This window comes from Siphonobacter sp. BAB-5385 (assembly GCF_002261125.1).
Taxonomy (GTDB): Bacteria; Bacteroidota; Bacteroidia; order Cytophagales; family Spirosomataceae; genus Siphonobacter.
In genome coordinates this window covers 146,448-170,187 of record NZ_NMPS01000232.1, presented here as the reverse complement: position 1 = coordinate 170,187, position 23,740 = coordinate 146,448, and the positions used below count along the sequence as shown (strand labels likewise).

Annotated in this window: 27 protein-coding genes; 9 read left to right on the top strand and 18 right to left on the bottom strand. The window is 47.2% G+C overall.

The window, feature by feature from the left end:
• Window positions 1-17: 17 nt before the first annotated feature.
• Both BWI93_RS24820 and BWI93_RS24815 read right to left on the bottom strand, forming a co-directional pair.
• A complete protein-coding gene (locus BWI93_RS24820) occupies window positions 18-350 on the bottom strand; it encodes a hypothetical protein (RefSeq protein WP_094816409.1) in 333 nt (110 codons plus the stop codon).
• 12 nt (window positions 351-362) lie between these two features.
• Window positions 363-887, bottom strand: coding sequence for a hypothetical protein (locus BWI93_RS24815; RefSeq protein ID WP_141217592.1), 525 nt, complete (start codon window positions 885-887; stop codon window positions 363-365).
• A 225-nt stretch (window positions 888-1,112) separates the two neighbouring features.
• Between BWI93_RS24815 and nadB the strand changes: the two genes are divergently transcribed.
• The 8 genes from nadB to BWI93_RS24775 all read left to right on the top strand — a co-directional run bounded on the left by nadB (window position 1,113) and on the right by BWI93_RS24775 (window position 11,632).
• On the top strand, window positions 1,113-2,690 hold the full coding sequence (nadB, locus tag BWI93_RS24810) for an L-aspartate oxidase (protein ID WP_094816405.1): 1,578 nt from the start codon (window positions 1,113-1,115) through the stop codon (window positions 2,688-2,690).
• 47 nt (window positions 2,691-2,737) lie between these two features.
• Complete coding sequence (gene trxA, locus BWI93_RS24805; protein WP_094816403.1) at window positions 2,738-3,448, top strand: thioredoxin; 711 nt, start codon at window positions 2,738-2,740, stop codon at window positions 3,446-3,448.
• A gap of 118 nt (window positions 3,449-3,566) precedes the next feature.
• Complete coding sequence (locus BWI93_RS24800) at window positions 3,567-5,510, top strand: KUP/HAK/KT family potassium transporter (RefSeq protein WP_094816401.1); 1,944 nt, start codon at window positions 3,567-3,569, stop codon at window positions 5,508-5,510.
• A 116-nt stretch (window positions 5,511-5,626) separates the two neighbouring features.
• Window positions 5,627-6,688, top strand: coding sequence for an NAD-dependent epimerase/dehydratase family protein (locus BWI93_RS24795; RefSeq protein WP_094816399.1), 1,062 nt, complete (start codon window positions 5,627-5,629; stop codon window positions 6,686-6,688).
• A gap of 131 nt (window positions 6,689-6,819) precedes the next feature.
• Window positions 6,820-7,365, top strand: coding sequence for a hypothetical protein (locus tag BWI93_RS24790; RefSeq protein WP_094816397.1), 546 nt, complete (start codon window positions 6,820-6,822; stop codon window positions 7,363-7,365).
• Window positions 7,366-7,430: 65 nt separating this feature from the next.
• Entirely contained in the window at window positions 7,431-8,027 is a 597-nt protein-coding gene (locus BWI93_RS24785; protein WP_094816395.1) for a Crp/Fnr family transcriptional regulator, read from the top strand.
• A gap of 377 nt (window positions 8,028-8,404) precedes the next feature.
• Complete coding sequence (locus BWI93_RS24780) at window positions 8,405-10,765, top strand: TonB-dependent receptor (protein ID WP_094816393.1); 2,361 nt, start codon at window positions 8,405-8,407, stop codon at window positions 10,763-10,765.
• A 3-nt stretch (window positions 10,766-10,768) separates the two neighbouring features.
• A complete protein-coding gene (locus tag BWI93_RS24775) occupies window positions 10,769-11,632 on the top strand; it encodes a DUF4249 domain-containing protein (protein ID WP_094816391.1) in 864 nt (287 codons plus the stop codon).
• 63 nt (window positions 11,633-11,695) lie between these two features.
• On the opposite strand, the gene carA is transcribed toward BWI93_RS24775, so the two are convergent.
• The gene (gene carA / locus BWI93_RS24770) at window positions 11,696-12,811 is read right to left on the bottom strand and encodes a glutamine-hydrolyzing carbamoyl-phosphate synthase small subunit (protein WP_094816389.1); all 1,116 of its coding nucleotides are present in this window, start codon (window positions 12,809-12,811) and stop codon (window positions 11,696-11,698) included.
• A 464-nt stretch (window positions 12,812-13,275) separates the two neighbouring features.
• Here carA and BWI93_RS24765 point away from each other — a divergent pair, with 464 nt between their 5' ends.
• Window positions 13,276-14,721, top strand: a complete 1,446-nt coding sequence (locus BWI93_RS24765; RefSeq protein WP_094816387.1) for an amidohydrolase — start codon at window positions 13,276-13,278, stop codon at window positions 14,719-14,721.
• 160 nt (window positions 14,722-14,881) lie between these two features.
• Here the strand turns inward: BWI93_RS24765 and rplQ are convergent, their stop codons facing one another.
• From rplQ to rpsH, 15 genes are all read right to left on the bottom strand, one after another.
• Window positions 14,882-15,337: a 50S ribosomal protein L17 gene (gene rplQ / locus BWI93_RS24760; protein ID WP_094816385.1), complete on the bottom strand. Its 456-nt coding sequence runs from the start codon at window positions 15,335-15,337 to the stop codon at window positions 14,882-14,884.
• Between the two features lie 161 nt (window positions 15,338-15,498).
• Window positions 15,499-16,488, bottom strand: a complete 990-nt coding sequence (locus tag BWI93_RS24755; RefSeq protein ID WP_094816383.1) for a DNA-directed RNA polymerase subunit alpha — start codon at window positions 16,486-16,488, stop codon at window positions 15,499-15,501.
• Window positions 16,489-16,628: 140 nt separating this feature from the next.
• Entirely contained in the window at window positions 16,629-17,237 is a 609-nt protein-coding gene (gene rpsD / locus BWI93_RS24750; protein WP_094816381.1) for a 30S ribosomal protein S4, read from the bottom strand.
• 171 nt (window positions 17,238-17,408) lie between these two features.
• Window positions 17,409-17,804, bottom strand: coding sequence for a 30S ribosomal protein S11 (gene rpsK, locus BWI93_RS24745; RefSeq protein WP_094816379.1), 396 nt, complete (start codon window positions 17,802-17,804; stop codon window positions 17,409-17,411).
• 77 nt (window positions 17,805-17,881) lie between these two features.
• Window positions 17,882-18,259 (bottom strand): 30S ribosomal protein S13, encoded by a 378-nt coding sequence (gene rpsM, locus BWI93_RS24740; RefSeq protein ID WP_094816377.1) that lies wholly within the window; start codon window positions 18,257-18,259, stop codon window positions 17,882-17,884.
• Between the two features lie 40 nt (window positions 18,260-18,299).
• Window positions 18,300-18,416 carry a type B 50S ribosomal protein L36 gene (gene ykgO, locus BWI93_RS24735; RefSeq protein ID WP_094816375.1) on the bottom strand — a complete coding sequence of 39 codons (117 nt, stop codon included), beginning with the start codon at window positions 18,414-18,416 and terminating at the stop codon, window positions 18,300-18,302.
• A 95-nt stretch (window positions 18,417-18,511) separates the two neighbouring features.
• Complete coding sequence (infA, locus tag BWI93_RS24730) at window positions 18,512-18,730, bottom strand: translation initiation factor IF-1 (protein ID WP_093200805.1); 219 nt, start codon at window positions 18,728-18,730, stop codon at window positions 18,512-18,514.
• 57 nt (window positions 18,731-18,787) lie between these two features.
• Complete coding sequence (gene map, locus BWI93_RS24725; RefSeq protein WP_094816373.1) at window positions 18,788-19,579, bottom strand: type I methionyl aminopeptidase; 792 nt, start codon at window positions 19,577-19,579, stop codon at window positions 18,788-18,790.
• Between the two features lie 11 nt (window positions 19,580-19,590).
• Window positions 19,591-20,913 carry a preprotein translocase subunit SecY gene (gene secY / locus BWI93_RS24720; RefSeq protein ID WP_094816371.1) on the bottom strand — a complete coding sequence of 441 codons (1,323 nt, stop codon included), beginning with the start codon at window positions 20,911-20,913 and terminating at the stop codon, window positions 19,591-19,593.
• Between the two features lie 40 nt (window positions 20,914-20,953).
• The gene (rplO, locus tag BWI93_RS24715; RefSeq protein WP_094816369.1) at window positions 20,954-21,400 is read right to left on the bottom strand and encodes a 50S ribosomal protein L15; all 447 of its coding nucleotides are present in this window, start codon (window positions 21,398-21,400) and stop codon (window positions 20,954-20,956) included.
• 49 nt (window positions 21,401-21,449) lie between these two features.
• Window positions 21,450-21,629 carry a 50S ribosomal protein L30 gene (gene rpmD, locus BWI93_RS24710; protein WP_094816367.1) on the bottom strand — a complete coding sequence of 60 codons (180 nt, stop codon included), beginning with the start codon at window positions 21,627-21,629 and terminating at the stop codon, window positions 21,450-21,452.
• A gap of 76 nt (window positions 21,630-21,705) precedes the next feature.
• A complete protein-coding gene (rpsE, locus tag BWI93_RS24705) occupies window positions 21,706-22,218 on the bottom strand; it encodes a 30S ribosomal protein S5 (RefSeq protein ID WP_094816365.1) in 513 nt (170 codons plus the stop codon).
• Between the two features lie 12 nt (window positions 22,219-22,230).
• Window positions 22,231-22,578, bottom strand: coding sequence for a 50S ribosomal protein L18 (gene rplR, locus BWI93_RS24700; protein WP_094816363.1), 348 nt, complete (start codon window positions 22,576-22,578; stop codon window positions 22,231-22,233).
• A gap of 87 nt (window positions 22,579-22,665) precedes the next feature.
• Complete coding sequence (gene rplF, locus BWI93_RS24695; RefSeq protein WP_094816361.1) at window positions 22,666-23,220, bottom strand: 50S ribosomal protein L6; 555 nt, start codon at window positions 23,218-23,220, stop codon at window positions 22,666-22,668.
• Between the two features lie 73 nt (window positions 23,221-23,293).
• Entirely contained in the window at window positions 23,294-23,689 is a 396-nt protein-coding gene (rpsH, locus tag BWI93_RS24690) for a 30S ribosomal protein S8 (protein WP_094816359.1), read from the bottom strand.
• Window positions 23,690-23,740: the final 51 nt, after the last annotated feature.

Here is a 23,740-nt window from a genome sequence, read left to right as displayed (position 1 = left end):
ATGATTACTCACTCCGATCAGCCTACTAACCGGATTCCCGTCACCTTTTCAATCGCGTCCCAAATTACGGTAACGGCGGCGTTCCAGGCTTTTTCGATGGTCACCTGAGCAACGCCCTGTAGCGTTTTCAGAAAGTTCAGTACCATATCCTGTAAACTGTCCAGAAAAAACTCCCGGGTTTCTTCCGTGATTTCACCCGTCGCAATACCCGCCGTAATCAGGGCCGACTGCTGGGCAATGGCTTTTAGCTGCCGATCCCGAAAACCCCGAATGGTCGTCACATCTTTACCCAGTACCGCGGATACCGCCGTGCTGATGTCTTTCATGAGTTGCGTAATGTCCAGCTCCATGGGTGCGTAAGGTTAGCGTTCCAGAAAGTTTTCGTATGTAAGAGCCTGATCCAGGTAAATCTTCACCTGTCCTTCAAATGCTTGGCTTTCAGTCAGGGTTAGCCCCTGCTTTTGGTCAGTATCCCGCATTTTCACGAGCGTTTCGTAAATTTTTCGCAGGGCCGTAGCACTCGGTATTTCGCCCTCTTCAAGTACCGGAATGCCTCGTTTCTGTAGGGCTTCGTTTACTTTCGTTTTGATCTTGTTACGGGGAACGGGTCGGGCATCGGCCTGAAGGGCCAGAGCGTCGAAATTACCAATCAGGCGATTATACTCGGGCAGGCGTTCGGGAAAACTGGCCGCTTTAGTTCCCCAAGCGTAAAAGGCAAAGAATTCCATCACCGCCTTATTCTGCTCCACTAAACCCGCGACTAAGGCTTGATTATGTTGCGGAGCCAGTCGCACAGTGCACCCCGTCAAAAATCCCAAACTAATTCCGAGAATCAGCACTATTTGTACGATTGACTTCCGCCGCACGCTAGTAAGAAGTAAGGCCATAGGGGTTTGTATTGACCAGAGTTTAGATAGAATAGCATTTTCTCCGCCAGCTTGGCTTCGAAGGTTGTTTTATACGTTGCAGGACAGCTCATTCATTTCCTGATTACTAAAATAACGCATTCTGCTCCTGATCTCCATCCATGCCCCTGACATTTCCCTGCCTAAGTTGCCCGCATTACCAAATATCTTTTAACTTTCGCCGCTCTAAATCGTTTTGGATGTAATATGACTCATCAGTACGACTTCCTTGTGATCGGTTCGGGTATTGCCGGGCTAAGTTATGCGACCAAACTGGCTCGTTATTTTGAAAGCCGTCAGGAAGCGGTTTCCATTGCCATCATTACCAAAGTTCAGGCCGACGAGACCAATACCAAATACGCCCAGGGCGGCATTGCGGCAGTGTGGTCCAAAGAAGATTCCTTCGACAAACACATCGAAGATACCGTGGACGCCGGCGATGGCCTCAACAAACGCGATATTGTAGAAATTGTAGTCAAAGAAGCCCCCGCCCGTATTCAGGAACTGATTGATTACGGAACGCGGTTCGATCGCCACGGCGAAGACTATGACCTGGCCCGCGAAGGCGGCCACTCCGATCACCGGATTCTTCACTTCAAGGATATTACCGGAGCTGAAATCGAGCGGGCCTTACTGGAAGAAGTACAACGCCACAGCAGTATCCAGATTTTTACGCATTATTACGCCGTCGAACTCATCACCCAGCACCATCTGGGCGAAACCGTTTTGCGGTACCGCGAAGACATCAAGTGCTTCGGAGCGTACGTATTGAATACGCAAACGGGCGAAGTCGATAAGTTTCTGGCGAAAACGACCATGCTGGCGACGGGTGGCATCGGGAACATCTACCAGAGTACCACGAATCCAACCATCGCAACCGGCGACGGCATTGCCATGGCGTACCGGGCCAAGGGGATTTGTGATAACATGGAATTCATCCAGTTTCACCCCACCAGCCTGTACCAGCCCGGTAAGAAGCCTTCGTTCCTCATTTCGGAAGCGGTACGCGGCTTTGGCGGTATTCTGAAAAACGCGGACGGCTCGACGTTCATGGAACAGTACGACCCCCGCCTTTCCTTAGCCCCCCGCGACATTACGGCCCGGGCCATCGACTCCGAAATGAAACGGAACGGTACCGATCACGTCTATCTGGATGTGCGGGACGCTGATTACGAAAAATTTCTGGAACACTTCCCCAACATTACACAACATTGCCTGGATTTAGGCATTGATATTCGGACCGATATGATTCCGGTTGTACCCGCACAACATTATCTTTGTGGGGGGGTTCGGGTGAATGAATGGGGACAAACCAATATTCATTTCCTTTACGCCGCCGGCGAATGCTCGTGTACGGGGCTACACGGGGCTAACCGTCTGGCTTCTAATTCCTTGCTGGAAGCCGTGGTATTCAGCCACCGGGCTTTTTTGCATACAATTGAAGAGTTGTCACAGGCTCTTATTCCGGACGATGTGCCCGACTGGGATGACTCCGGCACGACGCATCCGGAAGAACAGGTACTGGTCACGGAAATGACGCGGGAGCTTAACAGCATCATGTCCAATTACGTGGGCATTGTGCGTACCAACCGACGCCTACGTCGGGCTTACGAACGGGTAGAGTTACTGTATCGCGAACACGAACAATTATATCGGGAATCAAAAGTTTCAGTACCGATTTGTGAATTACGGAACATGATTAACGTTTCGTATCTTGTGATAAAAATGGCCATGTCCCGCCGCGAAAATATCGGGCTCCATTACAATCTGGATAATCTGAAGTAAAAGCGTCTCTCTGATTTGGGCTGCATTGGCTCATCAACAACCCTGACATGAAGAATTTTCGTTTTCTGGTAAGTGTGCTGGCGAGCCTCCTGAGCCTGTCGGCCCTTGCTCAAACCAACCTGGATGTCAATGCCTTTGAAGGCAAGCTTCCCGGTGCTACGCAGATTCTGGATGTTCGTACCCCTTCGGAATACGAACGCGGCTATTTACCCAATGCCCAGAACATCGACTGGAAACAGCAGGCTTCTTTTGCCGAGCAGGTAGCGAAGCTTGACAAAAACAAGCCCGTGCTGGTGTATTGCTATTCGGGCGGTAGAAGTGGACAAGCGGCCGAGTACTTGGCGAAAGAAGGCTTCACAGAGGTTTACAACCTTGATGGCGGTTACCTGAAATGGACCACCGCCAACAAAACCGTCGTTGCTCCGAAAGAACGCCCGGCCATGGTAGCAGCTCCTACCGGAAAAGCCGTACTCGATCAGACACTGAAAGACAACAAAGTAGTACTCGTTGATTTCTACGCCGTCTGGTGCGGTCCCTGCAAACAGCAGGATCCGATTCTGCAAAAACTTAAGAAAGACTGGACCGGGAAAGTAGCCGTTTTAAAAATTGACGCCGATCGCGACCCGGACGTGGTGAAGCAATTTCGGGTGGATGCCATTCCTACGCTTATTCTCTTTAAAGACGGTAAACCCGTCAACCGCCTCGTAGGCTTCCAGGACGAAGCCCAGCTTCGTAAAAAGGTCGAAGGCGTATTATAATTTTTCTGGCCGATCGGAACCCCGCGTTTTGGTCGGCCTTCTTGTGAAGCTTCGTTTCTGCCCCCATACGGCTGGTTGTCTAATTACTTAACTTTGCGGCTATCAAGCCAACTTTTACATGGATCATAAACACCTGGACAAGGTGAGTGCTGCGGGGCTCCTGATTGCCCTGGGTATCATTTACGGAGATATTGGAACCTCTCCGCTGTACGTAATGCAGGCTGTCGTGGGTGAAAACCCCATTTCGGAACGCCTCGCTCTGGGAGCCGTTTCCTGCGTATTCTGGACGCTGACCCTGCTTACCACCATTAAGTACGTCATTCTTATTTTACGGGCCGATAACCGGGGTGAAGGCGGGGTTTTTGCCTTGTATACGCTGGTGCGGAAGCACGCCCGCTGGTTAACCATTCCCGCCATCATTGGTGGTGCGGCTTTGCTGGCCGATGGTATCATTACCCCCCCTATGTCAGTGGCTTCGGCCGTTGAAGGGCTGGAGATGCGGTATCCACACCTGGAGCAGTATATCATTTACATTATCCTGGTGATCATCACCATTTTATTCCTGATTCAGGCACTGGGTACGCAGCTGGTAGGTCGCTCGTTCGGACCATTCATGTTCATCTGGTTTAGTATGCTGGGCTTTTTCGGGGTACTCTGGATCTCTCATGACTGGACCATTTTACGGGCCATCAGTCCCTATTATGCCTACGACATGCTGGCTCACGAGTCGGGCGGTTTCTGGTTGCTGGGTTCAGTATTTCTTTGCTCGACGGGTGCGGAAGCTCTGTACTCCGATATGGGGCACTGCGGTCGGGGCAATATCCGGGTATCCTGGATTTTCGTCAAGCTTTGTTTAATGCTTCAGTACTTTGGTCAGGGAGCCTGGCTCATGGAGCATACGGGCGAGTTTCTGCGGGGTCGCAAGCCCATTTACGAAATGATGCCCGAGTGGTTCTTACTGCCCGGTATTACGATTGCAACCATGGCAGCCATCATCGCCAGTCAGGCTTTGATTACGGGATCGTTTACGCTGATTTCGGAAGCCATTCGTCTAAACTTCTGGCCTAAAGTAAAGCTTCGGTATCCTTCTAACGAGAAAGGACAATTGTACGTACCCAGCGTAAACTGGCTGCTGTGGGCGGGCTGTATGGGTGTCGTGCTTTATTTCCGTGAATCGACAAACATGGAAGCAGCTTATGGTCTGGCGATTACGCTAACGATGCTGATGACCACTATGCTGATGGCGTATTACCTGTATACGCACCGCTTTCATTTCTACGGCGTCATTCTGTTCCTGGTCGTATACCTGAGTATTGAGTTCTCCTTCCTGCTGGCCAACCTGCTGAAATTTACGCACGGTGGCTGGGTATCCCTGCTGATCGGTACCACCATTGCCGGGGTAATGATTATCTGGTTACGGGCTTTCAACATCAAAGCTCGTCTGACGGAATACGTGAAACTTTCGGATTACACGGAACCACTGAAAGAGCTCAGCCGGGATATGTCGATTCCCAAATACGCTACCCACCTGATTTTTATGTCGAATGCTTCGCGGGTCAGTGAAATCGAATCGAAAGTCATTTATTCTATTTTTCAGAAGCGTCCCAAGCGAGCTGATATTTACTGGTTCGTCCACGTAGATACGGTGGATGATCCGTATACCATGGAATACAAAGTCAACGTAATTGCTCCCGATGATGTTATTAAGGTGACGTTCCGACTGGGTTTCCGCGTAGAACAACGCATTAACCTATATTTCCGGAAAGTAATTCAGGACATGGTGAAACGGAAAGAAGTGGATATTACCAGCCGGTACGAATCCCTGAACAAGCAGAATGTAATCGGTGATTTCCGCTTCGTCGTACTGGAAAAATTCCTGTCTTTCGAAAATGATCTACCGTTCTGGGAGCGTATTACCATGCAGGCGTACTTCTACATCAAAGCGTTCACTACTTCCGAAGACCGCTGGTTCGGACTGGATAGTTCGGCCGTGAAGATTGAGAAAGTGCCTCTGATCATTCGTCCAGCTCAAAACTTTGACCTCAAGCGGGTTACGGATTAAGTTACGTACTGAATTTCTATTATTCATCTTTTCATTTTTCAACCATTCCTGTGTTTAGGCTCGAAGCTGTCAGCCGCCGCTACGTCTTCAGGCAACAGCCTACAACCTCACGTATTATGAAAATTCTTATTACTGGCGGAGCCGGGTTTGTAGGCTCAGCCCTCGCCCTTAATCTCAAGAAAAATTATCCTTCGTACGAAATTTTTGCCCTGGACAACCTGAAACGACGGGGGTCTGAGTTAAACATCAACCGCCTGAAAGCCGCTGGTATCGAGTTTGTCCACGGAGATATTCGTTCCAAAGAAGATTTTGACGTGATTCCGGCTGTCGATGCTGTAATTGAAGCCTCTGCTGAACCGTCCGTACTGGCTGGTCTCAATGGCTCGCCCGATTACCTGATCAATACCAACCTGGTTGGTACCATCAATTGCCTCAACTTTGCTCTGAAGCACAAGGCTAACTTTATTTTCCTGTCGACCAGCCGTATCTATCCGATCAAGCCGCTGGAAAAACTGACGTATCAGGAAGAAGATACCCGGTTTGCCCTGACGGAAGAACAGCCGCTTCCGGGAGCCTCTGCTGCGGGTATTGCGGAACATTTCCCCCTCGACGGAGCCCGCTCGCTGTACGGTGCCACCAAGCTGGCTTCAGAGCTGATGATTCACGAATACAATGAATTTTATGGTCTGAAAACCGTCATCAACCGTTGCGGTGTACTGACGGGCCCCTGGCAGATGGGCAAAGCCGATCAGGGCGTAATGGTCTTGTGGGTAGCCCGCCACTTCTACGAACAACAACTGGCGTACATTGGCTTCAATGGTACGGGTAAACAAACCCGTGATATGCTGCACGTAGCCGATCTGTACCGTCTGGTAGACTGGCAATTACACAACATCGATAAAGTAAACGGCGAAGTTCTGAACGTGGGCGGTGGCGTTGAAGTCAGTACATCACTGGTCGAACTGACGAAGATCTGTCAGGAAGTTACGGGCAAAACGATTCCGATCAAAGCCGTTACCGAAGGTCGTACGGCGGATATTCCGCTCTACATCACCGACAATAGCAAAGTAACCGAACTGACGGGCTGGAAACCCGAAATTTCCATTCGCCAGATCGTGGAAGAAGTACACGAATGGCTACAGGAAAATGCGGAACAACTAAGCTACGTACTCAAATAAACTTCGGCATACCGACGCCTGAGGGGTTAAAACGTTCGTGGGTCTGTATGCCCTGAATGTTTTAGCCCCTCAGGCGTTCATAAACTCTGGTACGCGTCAAACTATCTTTTCGTTTTTGCTGTTCTCTTGCCATGAAAAAATTGGTATACCTGCTGCCCCTGGTGCTTTTCTTTGCCTGCCAGTCGCCGCAACGTCCGGATGATTTTAAAGCTCCGTATTATGATTTAAAAGGATACATTGATGCCCAGATTATTGATTTAAATCGTACGAAACCGCTGGTTCGGAAAGACGCGATTGTCAACGAAGAAAACGAAACCTTAATTACACAAAAGATTGACTGGAGTAAAGAACTGGAATTGTTTGTACAAGCCGATATTAATAAACCAGCCTTTACCCAAAGTTATTTCGTGGATACTCTTTCGACGCGTACCATTTCGTATCGTTTACGAAAAGGCGAAAATTTACCCGTTCAGTATATGGAAGTAATTACGGATGCACAGGGTAAACTGGAAAAGATTAAAGCCACACTTCTGGATAAAAATTATCTTTTTGAATCGGAGCGAATTCTTACCCTGGAAAGTAAAAACGGACGTCTTTCAGCGTATCAGATTGAAGGCTTTCAGCAGTTATTTATGGGCGAACCCAAGCCTTTTAAAGTAACGGCTATTGTACAATAATATCTTTTTCTTAGACATAATTAACGGCAAGTTTCGTAACATTGAGGCATAGTTCTTATTTGCCTATGCTACCTCTTACGGAATTACCATCCCAGTTAGCTGAAGTCATTACTCAGTTTCCGCCATTTTCTGAATCGGCTCAACAGGCATTAATTCACCTATTCAAGCCGCTTACTTATCCTAAAGGTTCTCTTTTAGTAACGCCTGGTCAATCCAGTGATTACCTGTATTTTATTGAAAAAGGGTTATTGCGGGGTTATTATTTCGAGGAGGAAAAAGAGATTACGGCCTGGATTTTAGCAGAAGGTGATGTAGGTACAATTAGCCATAGTTTTTACCAGCAAATTCCTTCTAATCAATACCTGGAAACGCTCGAAGAAAGTACGCTTTTTCGTCTCCATTATCACGATTTTATTCGATTACAAAAAGAGCATTACGAATACGTTCAGGTGGTTCTTCATTTTACGCAGCAATATTTTCTGGCCTACGATGCCCGCATCCAATTACTTTGTACACGTTCGCCACTTCGCCGGTACCAGTTGTTTGAACAACAATGCCCCAACTTACGCGGGCGTTTACCACAAAGCGTACTGGCCAGCTACCTCAATATGAGTTACTATCAAATCAGCCGCATTCGTACGCAACTTTCGCGGGATAAATAAAAAAACGTGTACGTACATTCGTTGCGAAAACGCAAGCCTTTTTTTGCGTTTTCGCAATGCTTAATTCGAGGGTAATTCAGAATTTTGTCGACGGAATAGCTCGTGTGCTGCTTGCCACAAAAGCTTCTTCGTTTAGCCTTCAACTACTTATCTAGTACCCGCCTGCTGGCTCTGCTGTCCAATCCACTCGCTATGAATGCTACGGCTGGGGCCTCCCCAGCTTCATCTACGGGTCATCGCTCCTTTCGCTGGTAACTGCTGCTTCTTTCCCCGATTGATCGTATAAATGAAGTAATTCGTAACATCTCTGTACTTCAGTCGTTTGTTTTGTAGATTGGCATTCGCTCTCTAAACCTTTCGACAACCCAACGGTTGCTATGCAGTTACGCTTTACCCTGATTTTACTCTTTTTTTTCGGTATAGCTCAGGCTCAATCCAGCCGTGTCACCCTCAGTGGCTACGTACGGGAACAAGGTTCGGGTGAGCTGCTCCCGGGCGTATCGATTCGCGTAACGGAGCGGCAGGCGGGCACCACTACCAACGCTTACGGGTTTTACTCCCTAACGCTTCCTGCTTCGGATAGTCTGCACATTATCATTTCATCCGTGGGTTTTGAAACGGAAGCCCGAACCCTGGTCTTTCGAAAAAATACCGAACTGAATCTGACTTTACGGGCAGAGAACCGCCAGTTACAGGAAGTGGTCGTTTCCGCCGAGCAGGTAATCAAAGAATCGCAGACGGTTCAGATGTCTACCGTATCGGTTCCCATTCAGCAGATGAAGGCAGTACCGGCTCTATTGGGAGAAAAGGACATGCTGAAAGTACTGCAGTTGCTTCCGGGCGTACAAAAAGGCTCCGAAGGTAACTCCGGGCTGTACATTCGCGGGGGTGGTCCCGACCAGAATCTGATTATGCTCGACGATGCTCCGGTCTACAATTCGTTTCACCTGTTTGGCTTTTTTTCCCTTTTCAACGGTGATGCTCTTAAATCCGTCGAGCTGATTAAAGGCGGGTTTCCGGCCCGGTACGGGGGTCGGCTTTCTTCCGTTATTGAGATGCAAATGAAAGAAGGACATAAAGAAGCGTTTCACGGCGAAGGAGGAATTGGACTTATTTCCAGCCGTCTGGTACTGGAAGGCCCCATCAAAAAGAACCAGTCTTCTTTTATTATTTCCGGTCGGCGGACGTATGCGGACTTGCTGCTCAGGCCTCTCCTACCCCGCGAAAATCAGGCCGGTTACTACTTCTACGATCTTAATGCGAAAGTGAATTATGATTTTGGCCGACGGGACAAGCTGTACCTGAGTGGATATTTCGGTCAGGACCGGTTTTCTTTCGCTTCCCGAATTGATGCGAATAGCCAGGGGGGCGGTTTAAACTGGGGAAATGCAACGGCTAGCCTTCGCTGGAATCACCTTTTTTCCAACCAGCTTTTCGCCAATACCTCCCTGATTTACAGCTACTACCAATTTCAGATAGACGCCCGTAGTTCTCAAACCTTCAATCAGGTTACGAGTCAGTACGTTTTGCAAAATGCTTCTTCCATCCGGGATTTTTCCCTGAAAAGTAGCTTTGACTGGTCGCCTTCACCCAGGCACGCAGTCAAAGCGGGTGTAGTACTGACCTCACATCGATTTCTCCCACAAACGGTTACTCTCGAAAGTAGTATTGTATCCCAGAACGTGGCCCGTAGTCAGCCGCTGGACAGCTACGAAGGCGGCCTGTATCTGGAAGACACCTATCATCCTATAACTCCCCTGCGAATCAATGCGGGTGTTCGGTTAAGCTCGTTTACCACCGATGGCCGTACGTATGTCCGGCCCGAACCTCGGCTGGCTGTCGCCTATACCTTTCCCCACGATTGGGCCGTAAAGGCTTCGTATGCGACTATGAACCAGTACATTCACTTATTGTCAAACTCGGGGGTGGGCTTGCCGACGGACCTTTGGGTACCTACGACGCGGAATATTGCTCCGCAGCAATCGCGGCAGGTCGCTCTGGGACTGGTAAAGGATTACCATTCCTTTTCGATAACGCTGGAAGGATTTTACAAAAAAATGGACGGTATTCTTTCGTACAGGGAAGGCTCCAGCTTTCTGGTGAGTACGGGTCTGGAAAGTCTGACGGAAGCCGATAGACAGCCCCGTTCCTGGGAAGAGCAAATTACAGCGGGTCAGGGCTGGAGCTACGGAACTGAATTTTTGCTGCAAAAGAAAACGGGTCGGCTTACGGGCTGGGTAGGCTATACGCTTTCCTGGATTCAGAATCAATTTGATGAGCTCAACAGCGGCCAGAAGTTCTGGGCCCGCTACGACCGCCGACACGATGTTTCACTGGTTGGGATTTATCAGCTCAACTCCCGCGTGACGTTTTCGGGAACCTGGATTTACGGAACGGGACAGGCCCTTTCGCTCCCCCAAAGTACCTTTGAAATCAGGGGTCCAATCCAATCGGGTAATGTTTCCCTCTTCCCGGCTCAGATTTTTGATTACAATCAGCGGAATAGTTTTCGGGCAGCCCCGTACCACCGGCTGGATTTGAGCGTACAGCTTCGCAAACAAAAACGCCGTCACGAGCGTACCTGGGAATTTAGTCTGTACAATACCTACAGTCGGCGAAATCCCTTTTTCTATTACATCGATGATTCGGAAAGTACCGCTACTCAGCCGAAACGTATTCTGAAGCAGGTTTCCCTCTTCCCGATTATTCCCAGTGTTTCGTATGGATTTAAGTTTTAAGCCATGAAGATACTCGTTGCTGTATTGCTGTTCCTGAGTCTGATCGGCTGCCTGGCCTGCGAGCAGGAGGTAGACTCGGTTTTGATTCCGTACGAGCGAAAACTAGTCCTGGAATGCTATCTGAATCCCAACGATCAGGTGATTCAGGTTACGCTGCGTTCCAATCAGCCCATGCTGGGTACCGATAGTGGTGCATTTATTCGCAACGCGGTTGTACAGCTTTCCAACGGCCAACGAACCGTTACCCTACCGCCGCGATCCGATGTGTATCGCATTACGACCCGCCAAATGCCCTTAGTAGCTGGGGCCACCTACACCTTGACGGCTTCCGCTCCTGATTTTCCACGCCTCGAAGCCTCTTGCACGCTTCCGGCAGCGGCGAATGGCTTTAGCTGGCGTGACGAAGGGTTGAGTTATATCCAACGCCCCCTGAGCGTTACCGTATACCGATCCTATACGCTGCTCTGGAACGGAGCTGTTGCGGTAGAGCCGCAGTACTTTGCTATCGGGCGACAGTGGGCTTTTTCAGATAGCACAGCCGTAAGCGGACGGGATACGGTAATTAATGGCCTGGAAACGCGGTGGGATTACTTCAAAACTGGCGAAGAACTTCGGCTTAATTCCCCAACCGTACGAGCTTATCTGGGACGAGTTTCTTCCCGGGATTCAGTCTTACGCTCGCCTCGTTCGACGGATCTCCTCATCCTGCAATGCGATCGTAATGCGTATGAGTTTTTAAAAGCCAGTGCCTTACAACTCCAAAATGGAAATAATCCTTTTGCCGAACCGACCCTTATTCCCAGCTCGGTTAAAAATGGCTTAGGTGTTTTTGGAGCCATTTATCTGCGAAGACGAACGATTCCCTAAGTCCACAAAAAAGACCGATACTGACAGTATCGGTCTTTTTTTATATCGAAAATCAGTAAACACCTACGCTTCTACCGTTTCTTTACTCAGTAACTCAACGAACTGATCGAACAGATAACGGGAATCGTGAGGTCCTGGAGCCGCTTCCGGGTGATATTGTACGGAGAAGGCCGGTTTATCCGTCCGACGAATGCCTTCGATGGTTTTGTCATTCAGGTTAACGTGCGTTACTTCTACGTTCGGGTGGCTTTTGATTTCTTCCGCGTTTACGGCAAAACCGTGGTTCTGGGAAGTAATCTCACATAAACCCGTAATCAGGTTTTGAACCGGGTGATTCAATCCACGGTGACCGTGGTGCATCTTATACGTGGAAATACCACTTGCTTCAGCCAGTAACTGGTGGCCTAAACAAATACCAAACAAAGGCTTACCCGTATCAATCAGTTCTTTCACCGTTTCAACGGCATACTCCATCGCTGCCGGATCGCCCGGGCCATTCGAGATAAAGAAACCGTCCGGATTCCAGGCCAATACCTCTTCTACGGGCGTTTTTGCGGGAAAAACTTTGCTATAGCAATCACGCGTAGCGAAGTTATTGAGGATGCTTTTCTTGGTACCGTAATCCATTACCGCTACCCGATATTTCGCATCTTCATTCCCTACGAAATAAGGCTCTTTCGTACTTACTACTGAAGAAAGTTCCAGACCTTCCATAGAAGGCAGCTTTTTCAGTTCAACCATCAATTCTTCCGGATCAAGGATTTCAGAAGAGATAATGCAGTTCATCGCTCCACGCTCGCGGATGATGCGTACTAACTGACGCGTATCCACATCACTAATTCCCACGATTCCAGCCTTTTCAAAATACTCCTGCAAAGATGAATCGGCTACATTACGGGAATGAATGGGTGAGAAAGAATTACAGATCATCCCTGAAATCTTCACGCTATTCGATTCCTCTTCCGTATCCAGTAGGACGCCGTAATTTCCGATGTGTGCATTGGTATTGACAACCACCTGACCAAAATACGAGGGGTCCGTGTAGATCTCCTGGTAGCCGGTCATGCCCGTATTAAAGCAAATTTCGCCACCGTGCGTGCCAATTTTGCCTAATGCGGTACCACGAAACGTCGTGCCGTCTTCTAATAAAAGGAGGGCTTCCTGGGTTTGATTGCTCATGCCTGGTTCGTAAAGAAGCCCTTGCTAGCCGGAAAGACAGACAAGGGCATTATGTGCTATTAGTTCTTTTACTGTACAAATTGGACAAAGATACTTCTTCTAGCCGAAAAGCTTTAAAGCTAAGCTCTTTAAAAAAGAAACTTTTAAGAAAAATAGTTCAGATCCGTTTGATTTTGACACTAATTACTACTATTCAAATATGGAATTGAAGAAAACCGCTACTGCCTATTTAATCAAAATACTATTTCACCTACCCGTCGCATTTACATATAAATAGTTTTTATTTTTATTCGAAACGCCGATTCCATTCCGAGTATCTGTTAAGATAAGTACGATAGATCTTCCGGTTTTCTCTCATTCAAACTAGTAGCGTTGCTAGTAATGTGAGTAAAAGGTAAGCTGTCTTTCATTCCTCACGTATGATCTGATCTTTCCACTCCTATCGACTCAATTTCCTTTCTCCTATGAAGAAGCAATCCTTTCTTACTCTTGGCCTACTTGCCCTTAGCATAGGTATCTCTCAGGCTCAATCCGATCCGCAGAAAGTCATTTCCAGCTTGCAGGACAAAACGGATTACTACGGAGCCATTTCTAAAAAAATCTGGGATTATGCTGAAGTAGGTTACCAGGAAACGAAAAGCTCCGCCCTGTTGCAGGCTGAATTAAAGAAAGCAGGGTTTAATATTGAGTCAGGTGTGGCGGGTATTCCTACGGCTTTCATCGCTACCTACGGAAGTGGGAAGCCCGTCATTAGCATTCTGGCCGAATACGATGCTTTACCCGGTCTGGCTCAGGCAGCTACTCCCGAACGTAAAGTAATCGAAGGACAGCGAGCGGGTCATGCCTGCGGTCATCATTTGTTTGGAACGGGCTCATCGGCAGCCGCCATTGCCGTAAAAGACTGGCTGAAGCAATCCGGCAAAACGGGCACCATCAAGCTCATTGGAACGCCGGCGGAAGAAGGCGGTTCGGGTAAGGTATACATGGTTCGGGATGGCATTTTCAAGGATACGGACGTCGCCTTACACTGGCATCCGGGCGATGCCAATGCGGCCAATCCTTCGTCTTCCTTAGCCAACATCTCGGGTAAATTCAGATTTAAGGGCATCTCCGCCCACGCTGCTGCTGCTCCCGAACGCGGTCGTTCAGCCCTTGACGGTGTGGAAGCCATGAATAACATGGTCAACATGATGCGGGAACACATTCCCCAGGATACCCGTATTCATTACATCATTACCAAAGGGGGCGAAGCTCCTAACGTAGTACCCGATTTTGCGGAAGTGTACTACTACGCTCGTCACAAAGACCGTAGTATTTTACAAAACGTCTGGAAACGTATTACTAAAGCCGCCGAAGGAGCCGCGTTGGGTACGGAAACCACGATGGAACTGGAAGTGATTGGTGGCGTGTATAATCTACTTTCGGTAGAATCACTGGCTAGCCTGATGCACAAAAACCTTGAGCAGGTAGGAGGCTTCTCGTACACTGACGAAGAGAAGAAGTTTGCCGAAAAGCTTACCGAAAGCTTTGGAGCTTCCTTCGGTTCCCTACCTAAACCGGGAAGTGCTCAACAAATAGCTCCTTATTCGGCCGCCAGTTTACTAGGGTCAGCCTCGACGGACGTAGGGGATGTAAGCTGGGTCGTTCCAACGGTGGGGATGACAGCGGCCACCTGGGTACCCGGCACCGCTCCGCATAGCTGGCAGGCCGTAGCAGCGGGTGGTACCAGCATTGGTGTAAAGGGAATGATGGTCGCTGCCCAAACACTTGCCTTAACTGCAATCGATCTTTACAATGATCCCGCTTTAGTAAAAAAAGCGAAAGAGGAATGGGAAGAATTGCGGGGTAAAAACTTCAAATATGAAGCCTTGTTGGGTGATCGAAAACCCGCTCTGGATTACCGGAAGTGAGTACAAAAAAAGGGTACTCACGGAATGTGAGTACCCTTTTTAGAAGTGAGAAAAGACTATTCTTCGTCTTTCTTTTCTTCTTCAGCAGCGGGAGCTTCAGGAGCCTGTTCTTCCGTTGCAGGAGCTTCCGTAGCGGCAGCAGCTACCGGCGTCGTTTCTACTACTTCAGCAGCAGGAACATCATCCGTAGTTTTTTACCACCACGACGGCTACGACGAGTCGTTTTCTTCTCTTCTACTTCTTTCGCACTGTAAACTTCGTTGAAGTCAACCAGCTCGATCAAAGCTACTTCCGCGTTATCACCCAAACGGTTGCCCAATTTGATGATCCGCGTGTATCCACCTGGACGATCAGCAACTTTCTCAGCTACTGAACTGAACAATTCCTTAACGGCTTCTTTGCTCTGCAGGTAGCTAAATACGGTACGACGATTGTGAGTCGTATCTTCTTTCGCACGGTTGATCAGAGGCTCAGCGTATTTACGAAGTTCTTTCGCTTTCGCTAAAGTCGTTTCAATCCGCTTGTGCAGGATCAAAGAAATGGTCAGGTTAGCTAACAGTGAGCTACGATGCGAAGCCTGACGGCCTAAGTGGTTAAATTTTTTCCCGTGTCTCATGGGAGTCGTAAGTTGCGGTCAGGACACCAGTTTGCAGCGATCTACTGCCCCACCTATTACGAATTGATTGAAAAAACGATCGAGTGCTGCCAGTTCGATGGTTATAAAAAGTGCTTAGAAACTACAGCTAATGCATTCGTTTCTAAGCACTTTCAAATATACTATTCTTCTTCCAGACGATACTTAGCTACGTCCATTCCGAAGTGAAGATTTTTATCTGCTACTAGTTGTTCCAGCTCAGTAAGCGATTTCTTACCGAAGTTACGGAACTTCATCATGTCAGAAATTTCCAGTTTCACCAGATCACCCAATGAGCGAACATCTGCTGATTTCAAGCAGTTGTAGGCACGTACAGAAAGATCCAGATCCTGAAGAGGTGTTTTGAGTAATTTCCGCATGTGCAGGAATTCCTCATCCACTACGTTTTCTTCTTCAGGTTTAACCGTTTCGAAAGTCATCGTCTGATCGCTGAACAACATGAAGTGTTGGATCAGGATATAAGCGGCTCCTTTCAAAGCGTCTTCCGGGTGGATTGAGCCATCGGTCATTACTTCAATGATCAATTTCTCGTAATCCGTACGTTGTTCCACACGGAAGTTTTCAATGCTGTATTTTACGTTTTTGATAGGCGTATAAATCGCATCGATAGCAATATGACCGAAGGGCAATTCCGTCGTACGAGGTTCGTCAGCGGGAATGTAACCACGGCCTTTTTCTAGAATCAACTCAATATCCAATTCTTTGGATTCGTCGATGTGGAGAAGTTCTAATTCAGGATTAAGAATCGTGAAATAAGGGGTGAACTTTTGGATATCACCGGCCGTGAGAACCTTTTGGTTTTTAACCTTCACGTTAATCTTATTATCCAGTACTTCCGAGGCTGCTTTGAAGCGAACCTGTTTCAGATTCAGAATAATATCAGTTACATCTTCCATTACACCTTCAATGGAAGAGAACTCATGCAATACTCCTGAGAATTTTACGCTTGTGATGGCGTAACCTTCCAGAGAGGAGAGCAGGATCCGACGGAGGGCATTGCCAATCGTGACACCGTAGCCCTTTTCCAAGGGCTTAAACTCAAATACACCGTGAAAGTCGTTGGCCTTTTCCATTACGACTTTGTCGGGCATTTGGAACGCGAGTATTGACATACGGATTGGGTTTTTAGCGTAATACTTGGATGGTAAACCTTGACGACGCAAAGGATTGAAGGATGGACCAACCCATCCTCCAATCCTTACTGGGAGAATCAAGGCTCTGGAAAAATCCAGAGTAAATAAGATTTGGCTTATTACTTCGAATACAATTCGACGATTGCCTGCTCATTGAAGCTTTCCGGAATCTGATCGCGTTCAGGATAGCTAACGAATTTACCTTGTAAGTTAGATTGTTCCCATTCCAACCAATTGAAACGCTTCGTGTTCCGGCCAGCCAGACTGTTTTGTACAGCTTCCAGAGATTTTGACTTTTCACGAACCGAAATCAATTGACCAGGACGTAAAGAATAGGAAGGTACGTTCACTACTTCACCATCAACAACGATGTGTTTGTGAACGACCAACTGACGAGCTGCCCGACGCGTCGGAGCAATACCTAAACGGTACACCGTGTTGTCCAGACGAGCTTCGCACAATTTCAGCAGGTTTTCACCCGTAATACCTTCACGAACGGCAGCTTTGTGGAAAAGGTTTTCAAATTGTCTTTCCAGAATACCGTACGTATATTTTACCTTTTGCTTTTCTTGCAATTGGAGAGAATATTCAGACTTCTTACCCCGCTTGCCCTTGCCATGCTGGCCGGGACCATAGTTTTTGCGAGAAACAGCCTTACCTCCACCGAGAACGGCTGCGTCGCCAAAACGACGGGAGATTTTTGCCTTAGGACCTGTATAACGTGCCATGAAAAATGAAATTGGAGAGGTTTGAAGCGGTATATACCGTTATAACCTGTTTCCTATATCTTTTGAGTTGTCGATTAGGACAAGGTGATTGGTTGATTAATGCTTCGGCCCGATACTGGTAATCACCAACCAGGGGTGCCTATCTCACTAAAAGTTAGAATTGTGTCGGTACTAGACGCGACGACGTTTGGGAGGACGGCAGCCATTGTGGGGCAGCGGAGTGATGTCCTTGATCAACGTTACTTCAATACCTGAACCTTGAATCGTACGAATCGCTGATTCGCGGCCTGAACCGGGTCCTTTAACGAACACTTCAGCTTTACGCATTCCCGCTTCGTGAGCTACCTGAGCACAGTTAGCAGCGGCAACCTGAGCAGCATAAGGCGTGTTCTTTTTAGACCCCTTAAAGCCCATTTTACCAGCCGAAGCCCAAGAGATTACTTGACCTTGGTTATTGGTAATTGAAATAATGATGTTGTTAAACGTAGCTCGGATGTGAACCTGTCCAACTGGTTCTACCACTACGACCCGCTTTTTGGCTTTGTCTTTCCGTTTTGCCTGAGCCATTTCTGATGGAGTTTGAAACGTTCAAAGTTTAAAGTTTAAGGTTGACTTCATACCTCAAACCTTAAACTCTAAACTAATTATTTCGTTGCTTTCTTCTTGTTAGCAACCGTCTTACGCTTACCTTTCCGGGTACGAGAGTTATTCTTCGTTTTCTGACCACGGAGCGGTAGTCCTTTCCGGTGACGCAGACCTCGGTAGCAACCAATATCCATCAAGCGTTTGATGTTCAATTGGATTTCTGACCGAAGTGGTCCTTCCGTTTTGTATTCACTGCTAATGACGTTACGGATAGCCGTTGATTCTTCGTCATTCCATTCGCCAGCTTTTTTGTCTACGCTTACGCCAGCTTTAGCTAAAATGGTGCGGGACAAACTACGGCCGATGCCGAAGATGTACGTGAGAGCGATTTCGCCCCGCTTTTTGTCGGGAATGTCTACCCCTGCAATACGAGCCATATTGGTCGGATAAGTTTTGTACGCTCAAAATCGAGCGGGATTAACCTTGACGTTGTTTAAACTTAGGGTTTTTCTTGTTGATCACGAAGAGCTTTCCTTTGCGACGAATTACTTTGCAATCAGCACTACGCTTTTTGATCGAAGCTTTGACTTTCATCTTATTTCGAGTTTTCAGTTTTCAGCGGTTCAGCCGCTTCGGTTTTCAGTTACCAGTCACAGTAATTGAAAACTGTAAACTGCCAACTATCAACTTTACTTGTATCGGTAGGTAATACGAGCCTTTGATAAGTCATAAGGCGACATTTCCAAGCGAACCTTATCTCCGGGCAGAATTTTGATGTAGTGCATCCGCATTTTGCCGGAAATGTGAGCGATCACTTCATGCTTGTTTTCGAGTTGTACCCGAAACATTGCATTCGATAATGCCTCCAGAATGATACCGTCCGTGGTTATAGAGCTTTGTTTGGCCATTTGTTTAGTTTAGAATAGGACTTTTAGAATTGAGAAGTACTCGCCCTATCCTTCCTATTATGCGATGGCCATACTACGTTCGGCCAGTACTTGCTCAATGTATTCGAAAGTGGTTAAGATTTCGGCCTTTCCTTTACGAATGGCTACCGTGTGCTCGAAGTGAGCCGCCGGTTGCCGGTCCGTTGTACGAATAGTCCAGCCATCTTTTTCCTGTACCACACTCCGTTTACCCAGAGTAATCATCGGTTCTATGGCAATGGTCATCCCTTCTTTAAGTTGGGGGCCTTGTCCTCTTCTGCCGAAGTTAGGTACCTCTGGGCCTTCGTGAAGAAATTTACCTACGCCATGTCCGACTAATTCGCGAACGACACCGTAACCAAATTGCTCCACATGACTTTGTACAGCATACCCAATGTCACCAATCCGATTGCCGGCTACTGCCTTATCAATACCGAGATACAGAGAATCATACGTACGTTTCAGCAATTGTTTTACTTCGGGTTTGATTTCACCTACCGGATAGGTAAACGCACTATCCGAATGATAACCATTTAAAAAAACCCCGCAATCTACTGAAATGATATCTCCTTCTTTCAGGCGATAGGCACTTGGGAATCCGTGAACTACAACTTCGTTGACGGAAATACAAAGAGCGGCAGGAAAGTCATTATAACCTTTAAACGAAGGATGTCCTTTATGATCCCGAATAAACTCTTCTGCTACACGATCCAGTTCCTTGGTTGTTACGCCTGGATTAATCAGTTTGGCAACCTCGGCGTGAGCCTTACCCAAAACCTGAGCACTGATTTTGATTAATTCAATCTCTTCGTCAGTTTTTAGATAAACCATCTTTCTGTGTATTAAATCGCAGAAACGCTTTCAGTCGTTCTGCCTTGCACGCGTCCTGATTTCATTAAACCTTCGTAGCGACGCATCAGCAGGTAGCTTTCAATTTGCTGCAGTGTATCCAGTACTACCCCTACCAGAATCAGTAAAGAGGTTCCACCGAAAAACTGTGCAAAGCCTTGAGAAATACCAAACAGACGAGCAATCGCTGGCATTACTGCCACCAGAGCTAACATAATCGCTCCGGGTAAGGTAATACGGTCAAGAATCTGACCGATATATTCTGACGTTTCAAAACCAGGTTTAACACCGGGAATAAAACCGCCACTGCGTTTCATATCGTCAGCAATCTGTTGCGGATTTACTGAAATTGCCGTATAGAAATACGTAAATACAATAATCAGGAAACCAAACAACACGTTGTACTGCCAGTGATCATAGCTATTAAACGCTTGAGCAATCGACTGAGCCGTATCACTCTTTTCAGCAAAATAACCCGCTACTAGACCAGGTACAAACATCAACGCCTGAGCGAAAATGATAGGCATAACGCCAGCGGCATTCAGCTTCAAGGGGATATACTGGCGTTGTCCGCCTACCACCTTGTTTCCAACTACCTGTTTAGCGTACTGGACAGGAATACGGCGAGTAGCTTGTGTAATCAGAACGGCACCCATTACAACAAAATACAGGGCAACAAGTTCAATTACGAATAATAAAGCTCCACCAGTACCTCTTGAACCAGCTTCCTGCAGCAAAGCAACCGGGAAACGAGCTACGATACCAATCATAATCAGCAGAGAGATACCATTTCCAATCCCTTTATCCGTGATTCGTTCACCCATCCACATACAGAAGATTGTGCCCGAAATCAAAATAATTGTTGAGTAAATGGTAAACCAGCTCCGCTCAATCATTAAGGCTTCCGCTGGAATCTGTGATTGGGTATAGGCAATTGCCTGAGCCGTAGTAACGAAAATGGTTAGTACGCGGGTGATCTGGTTTAGCTTGCGACGACCAGACTCCCCATCTTTCTGCATTTTCTGAAAATAAGGCAGTGCAATGGTCAACAGCTGAATTGCAATAGACGCCGAGATATAGGGCATAATACCCAGAGCAAAAATGGAAGCATTTTGAAAAGCTCCTCCAGAGAAGGTGTTGATCAAATCCAGCAAACCATTTCCTTGGCCCTTAGGAAGTCGAGCCGGATCAATACCTGGCAGGACAATATATGAACCTATACGATAAACAGTAATAAACAACAGGGTGTTGAGGATCCGGCTACGGAGCTCCTCAATGGACCAAATGTTCTTGAGAGTAGTTATAAACTTGTTCATTCCAGCGAGGATTCAAATTCACCTGTCGTTCATCCGGAAACTAAACCGTAACTGCTTTACCACCGGCCTTTTCAATGGCTTCAACCGCCGTTTGTGAGAAGGCATGTACCTTCACTTCAACAGCTGATTTTACCTCACCGCGGTTCAGTACTTTTACCAGATCTTTTTTACCAACCAGACCGTTGTTGTAAAGCAATTCAATGTCTACTACAGTGGCATTAGTTTTCTCAACTAAAGACTGGATAGCGTCCAGATTAATTGCTTTGTAAGCTACGCGGCTCAGGTTGTTAAAACCGAACTTAGGTACACGACGTTGCAAAGGCATCTGACCACCTTCGAAACCTCTTTTACTGCTGTAACCCGAACGAGACTGAGCCCCTTTATGTCCGCGAGCAGAAGTTGCTCCTTTACCAGAGCCTTGTCCGCGACCGACACGCTTACCTACTTTCGTAGAACCAGCGGCGGGTTTCAAATTGCTAAGATTCATTGTCGTATTGATTCAAAGTGAAAAGCGTTACCGCTCCACACTGAGTTTCTTAGATTTCTTCCACTTGAATGAGGTGGTTCACTTTACGAATCATACCAGCGATGGCATCATTCAGCTCAACTTCCACACTCCGATTGATTTTGCCCAAACCCAGGGCTTTGATAGTACGCTTTTGGTTTTCAGGACGTTCAATCGTGCTACGAACCTGAGTAAGTTTAACCTTTGCCATTTCTTTAAAGTTCTCGGTTTTTAGTTCTTGGTTCTTAAGTTATGCTTAATTCCCCAAGAACTAAGAACACTATGACTTATCCATTGAATACGGTTGTCAGTTTCACTCCACGTTGACGAGCTACTTCATGGGGAGCACGCATTTTCAGCAGAGCATCAACCGTAGCTTTTACTACGTTGTGAGGATTGGAAGAGCCTTTTGATTTCGCTAATACATCGCGAATACCGGCACTCTCCAGAACGGCACGCATCGCACCACCAGCAATTACTCCCGTACCAGGAGCAGCAGGCTTCAGCAGTACGAAACCACCTGAAAATTTACCTTCCATATCGTGAGGTACCGTATGCTTCAACAAAGGAACTTGTACCACATTTTTCTTGGCATCTTCAATTCCTTTAGCAATCGCGTCGGTTACTTCGTTGGCTTTACCTAATCCGTAGCCTACTACGCCTTTGCCATCGCCTACTACTACGATAGCTGAAAAGCTGAAGCGACGACCGCCTTTTACTACTTTAGCTACCCGGTTAATAGCAACAACACGTTCCTTTAACTCTGACTCGTTATACTTGGTAGGTCTGTTCGTTTGCATGATTCTTTGAAATTAGAATTGAAGGCCACCTTCGCGGGCTCCGTCAGCTAGTGCTTTTACTTTCCCGTGATACAGGTAACCGTTCCGGTCAAACACCACAGCTTCAATACCAGCGGCCTTAGCTAATTCGGCTACTTTCAAGCCTACTTGCTTAGCAGCTTCAACGTTGTTACCCTGTAAGCCTAATTCGAAAGAAGAAGAAGCGGCTACTGTTTTGCCAGCTTCGTCATCGATTAGTTGGGCGTAAATACCTTTATTAGAGCGGAAAACCGTCAAACGAGGACGTACAGGCGTACCATCCACTTTACTGCGAATGCTACGTTTGATCCGAAGCCGCCGGGAATCTTTAGTAGTTGCCATTGAAATTCAAATTGATTGTGGATTACCGACCCACACGTTTGAGTATAGAAAGCTTCAAGCCATAGCCGAAGCTTTCTACTGGAAATATTATTTCTTACCAGCCGCTTTACCAGCTTTCCGACGCACGAATTCACCCGTGAAGCGAATACCTTTGCCTTTGTAAGGCTCAACCTTACGGAGAGACTTAATTTTGGCAGCGACTTGGCCGATTAGTTGCTTATCAATACCTTCCAAAACCACTTTAGGGTTTTGTCCTTTTTCCATCGCTGTCGTTACCTTCAGTTCTTCAGGAATAGCGACGAAAATGCTGTGAGAGTAACCCAAAGCTAATTCCAGGATGTTTCCTTGGTTAGAAGCTTTGTAACCTACCCCAACGATTTCCATTTCGGTACGGTAGCCCGTGCTTACGCCGACTACCATATTGTTGATCAGGGCACGGTACAGACCGTGCAGGGCCTTGTGGCGTTTTTGTTCCGTAGGGCGAACCACTTGTAACTCGCTACCTTCGATTTCTACCGTAATGTCTGGATCAATCGTTTGGCTCAACGTGCCTTTAGGTCCTTTTACAGTAACCTGGCTTTTATCAACCGATACGCTAACTCCAGCAGGCAGGGTAATGATTTTTTTACCAATGCGTGACATGGTACTGAGTGTTAAAATGAATTAGCGGAGGTTTTCAGTGGTAAGATTGACCTCCGCTATTCCATTGGTTTAATTAATAAACGTAGCAAAGTACTTCGCCACCTACATTGAGGGTACGAGCTTCTTTGTCCGTCATAACTCCTTTTGACGTCGAAACAATTGCGATACCTAAGCCGTTTAATACGCGAGGAAGTTCTTTAGAACCTGAGTATTTCCGAAGACCGGGTTTACTTACGCGGGTTAACTTAACGATAGCTGACTGTTTCGTCAGGGGATTGTATTTCAAAGCGACTTTGATGGTTCCTTGTACGGAAGCCTCTTCGTCAAATTTGTAACTTTGAATATAGCCTTTCTCAAAGAGAACTTTAGTAATCTCCTTCTTGAGATTGGAAGCCGGGATCTCGACGATTCTGTGGCGAGCCTTGATGGCATTCCGCAGACGGGTCAAGTAATCTGCAATCGGATCCATGAAAGAATATGATTTTGCTACGGGCCGCTTCAAAACGGCTCGCAAAATTAG

Bases quoted from the DNA above. Each gene is read 5' to 3' on its own strand.
- BWI93_RS24820 (WP_094816409.1), bottom strand. From the start codon at position 350: ATGGAGCTGGACATTACGCAACTCATGAAAGACATCAGCACGGCGGTA.
- BWI93_RS24815 (WP_141217592.1), bottom strand. From the start codon at position 887: ATGGCCTTACTTCTTACTAGCGTGCGGCGGAAGTCAATCGTACAAATA.
- nadB (WP_094816405.1), top strand. From the start codon at position 1,113: ATGACTCATCAGTACGACTTCCTTGTGATCGGTTCGGGTATTGCCGGG.
- trxA (WP_094816403.1), top strand. From the start codon at position 2,738: ATGAAGAATTTTCGTTTTCTGGTAAGTGTGCTGGCGAGCCTCCTGAGC.
- BWI93_RS24800 (WP_094816401.1), top strand. From the start codon at position 3,567: ATGGATCATAAACACCTGGACAAGGTGAGTGCTGCGGGGCTCCTGATT.
- BWI93_RS24795 (WP_094816399.1), top strand. From the start codon at position 5,627: ATGAAAATTCTTATTACTGGCGGAGCCGGGTTTGTAGGCTCAGCCCTC.
- BWI93_RS24790 (WP_094816397.1), top strand. From the start codon at position 6,820: ATGAAAAAATTGGTATACCTGCTGCCCCTGGTGCTTTTCTTTGCCTGC.
- BWI93_RS24785 (WP_094816395.1), top strand. From the start codon at position 7,431: ATGCTACCTCTTACGGAATTACCATCCCAGTTAGCTGAAGTCATTACT.
- BWI93_RS24780 (WP_094816393.1), top strand. From the start codon at position 8,405: ATGCAGTTACGCTTTACCCTGATTTTACTCTTTTTTTTCGGTATAGCT.
- BWI93_RS24775 (WP_094816391.1), top strand. From the start codon at position 10,769: ATGAAGATACTCGTTGCTGTATTGCTGTTCCTGAGTCTGATCGGCTGC.
- carA (WP_094816389.1), bottom strand. From the start codon at position 12,811: ATGAGCAATCAAACCCAGGAAGCCCTCCTTTTATTAGAAGACGGCACG.
- BWI93_RS24765 (WP_094816387.1), top strand. From the start codon at position 13,276: ATGAAGAAGCAATCCTTTCTTACTCTTGGCCTACTTGCCCTTAGCATA.
- rplQ (WP_094816385.1), bottom strand. From the start codon at position 15,337: ATGAGACACGGGAAAAAATTTAACCACTTAGGCCGTCAGGCTTCGCAT.
- BWI93_RS24755 (WP_094816383.1), bottom strand. From the start codon at position 16,488: ATGTCAATACTCGCGTTCCAAATGCCCGACAAAGTCGTAATGGAAAAG.
- rpsD (WP_094816381.1), bottom strand. From the start codon at position 17,237: ATGGCACGTTATACAGGTCCTAAGGCAAAAATCTCCCGTCGTTTTGGC.
- rpsK (WP_094816379.1), bottom strand. From the start codon at position 17,804: ATGGCTCAGGCAAAACGGAAAGACAAAGCCAAAAAGCGGGTCGTAGTG.
- rpsM (WP_094816377.1), bottom strand. From the start codon at position 18,259: ATGGCTCGTATTGCAGGGGTAGACATTCCCGACAAAAAGCGGGGCGAA.
- ykgO (WP_094816375.1), bottom strand. From the start codon at position 18,416: ATGAAAGTCAAAGCTTCGATCAAAAAGCGTAGTGCTGATTGCAAAGTA.
- infA (WP_093200805.1), bottom strand. From the start codon at position 18,730: ATGGCCAAACAAAGCTCTATAACCACGGACGGTATCATTCTGGAGGCA.
- map (WP_094816373.1), bottom strand. From the start codon at position 19,579: ATGGTTTATCTAAAAACTGACGAAGAGATTGAATTAATCAAAATCAGT.
- secY (WP_094816371.1), bottom strand. From the start codon at position 20,913: ATGAACAAGTTTATAACTACTCTCAAGAACATTTGGTCCATTGAGGAG.
- rplO (WP_094816369.1), bottom strand. From the start codon at position 21,400: ATGAATCTTAGCAATTTGAAACCCGCCGCTGGTTCTACGAAAGTAGGT.
- rpmD (WP_094816367.1), bottom strand. From the start codon at position 21,629: ATGGCAAAGGTTAAACTTACTCAGGTTCGTAGCACGATTGAACGTCCT.
- rpsE (WP_094816365.1), bottom strand. From the start codon at position 22,218: ATGCAAACGAACAGACCTACCAAGTATAACGAGTCAGAGTTAAAGGAA.
- rplR (WP_094816363.1), bottom strand. From the start codon at position 22,578: ATGGCAACTACTAAAGATTCCCGGCGGCTTCGGATCAAACGTAGCATT.
- rplF (WP_094816361.1), bottom strand. From the start codon at position 23,220: ATGTCACGCATTGGTAAAAAAATCATTACCCTGCCTGCTGGAGTTAGC.
- rpsH (WP_094816359.1), bottom strand. From the start codon at position 23,689: ATGGATCCGATTGCAGATTACTTGACCCGTCTGCGGAATGCCATCAAG.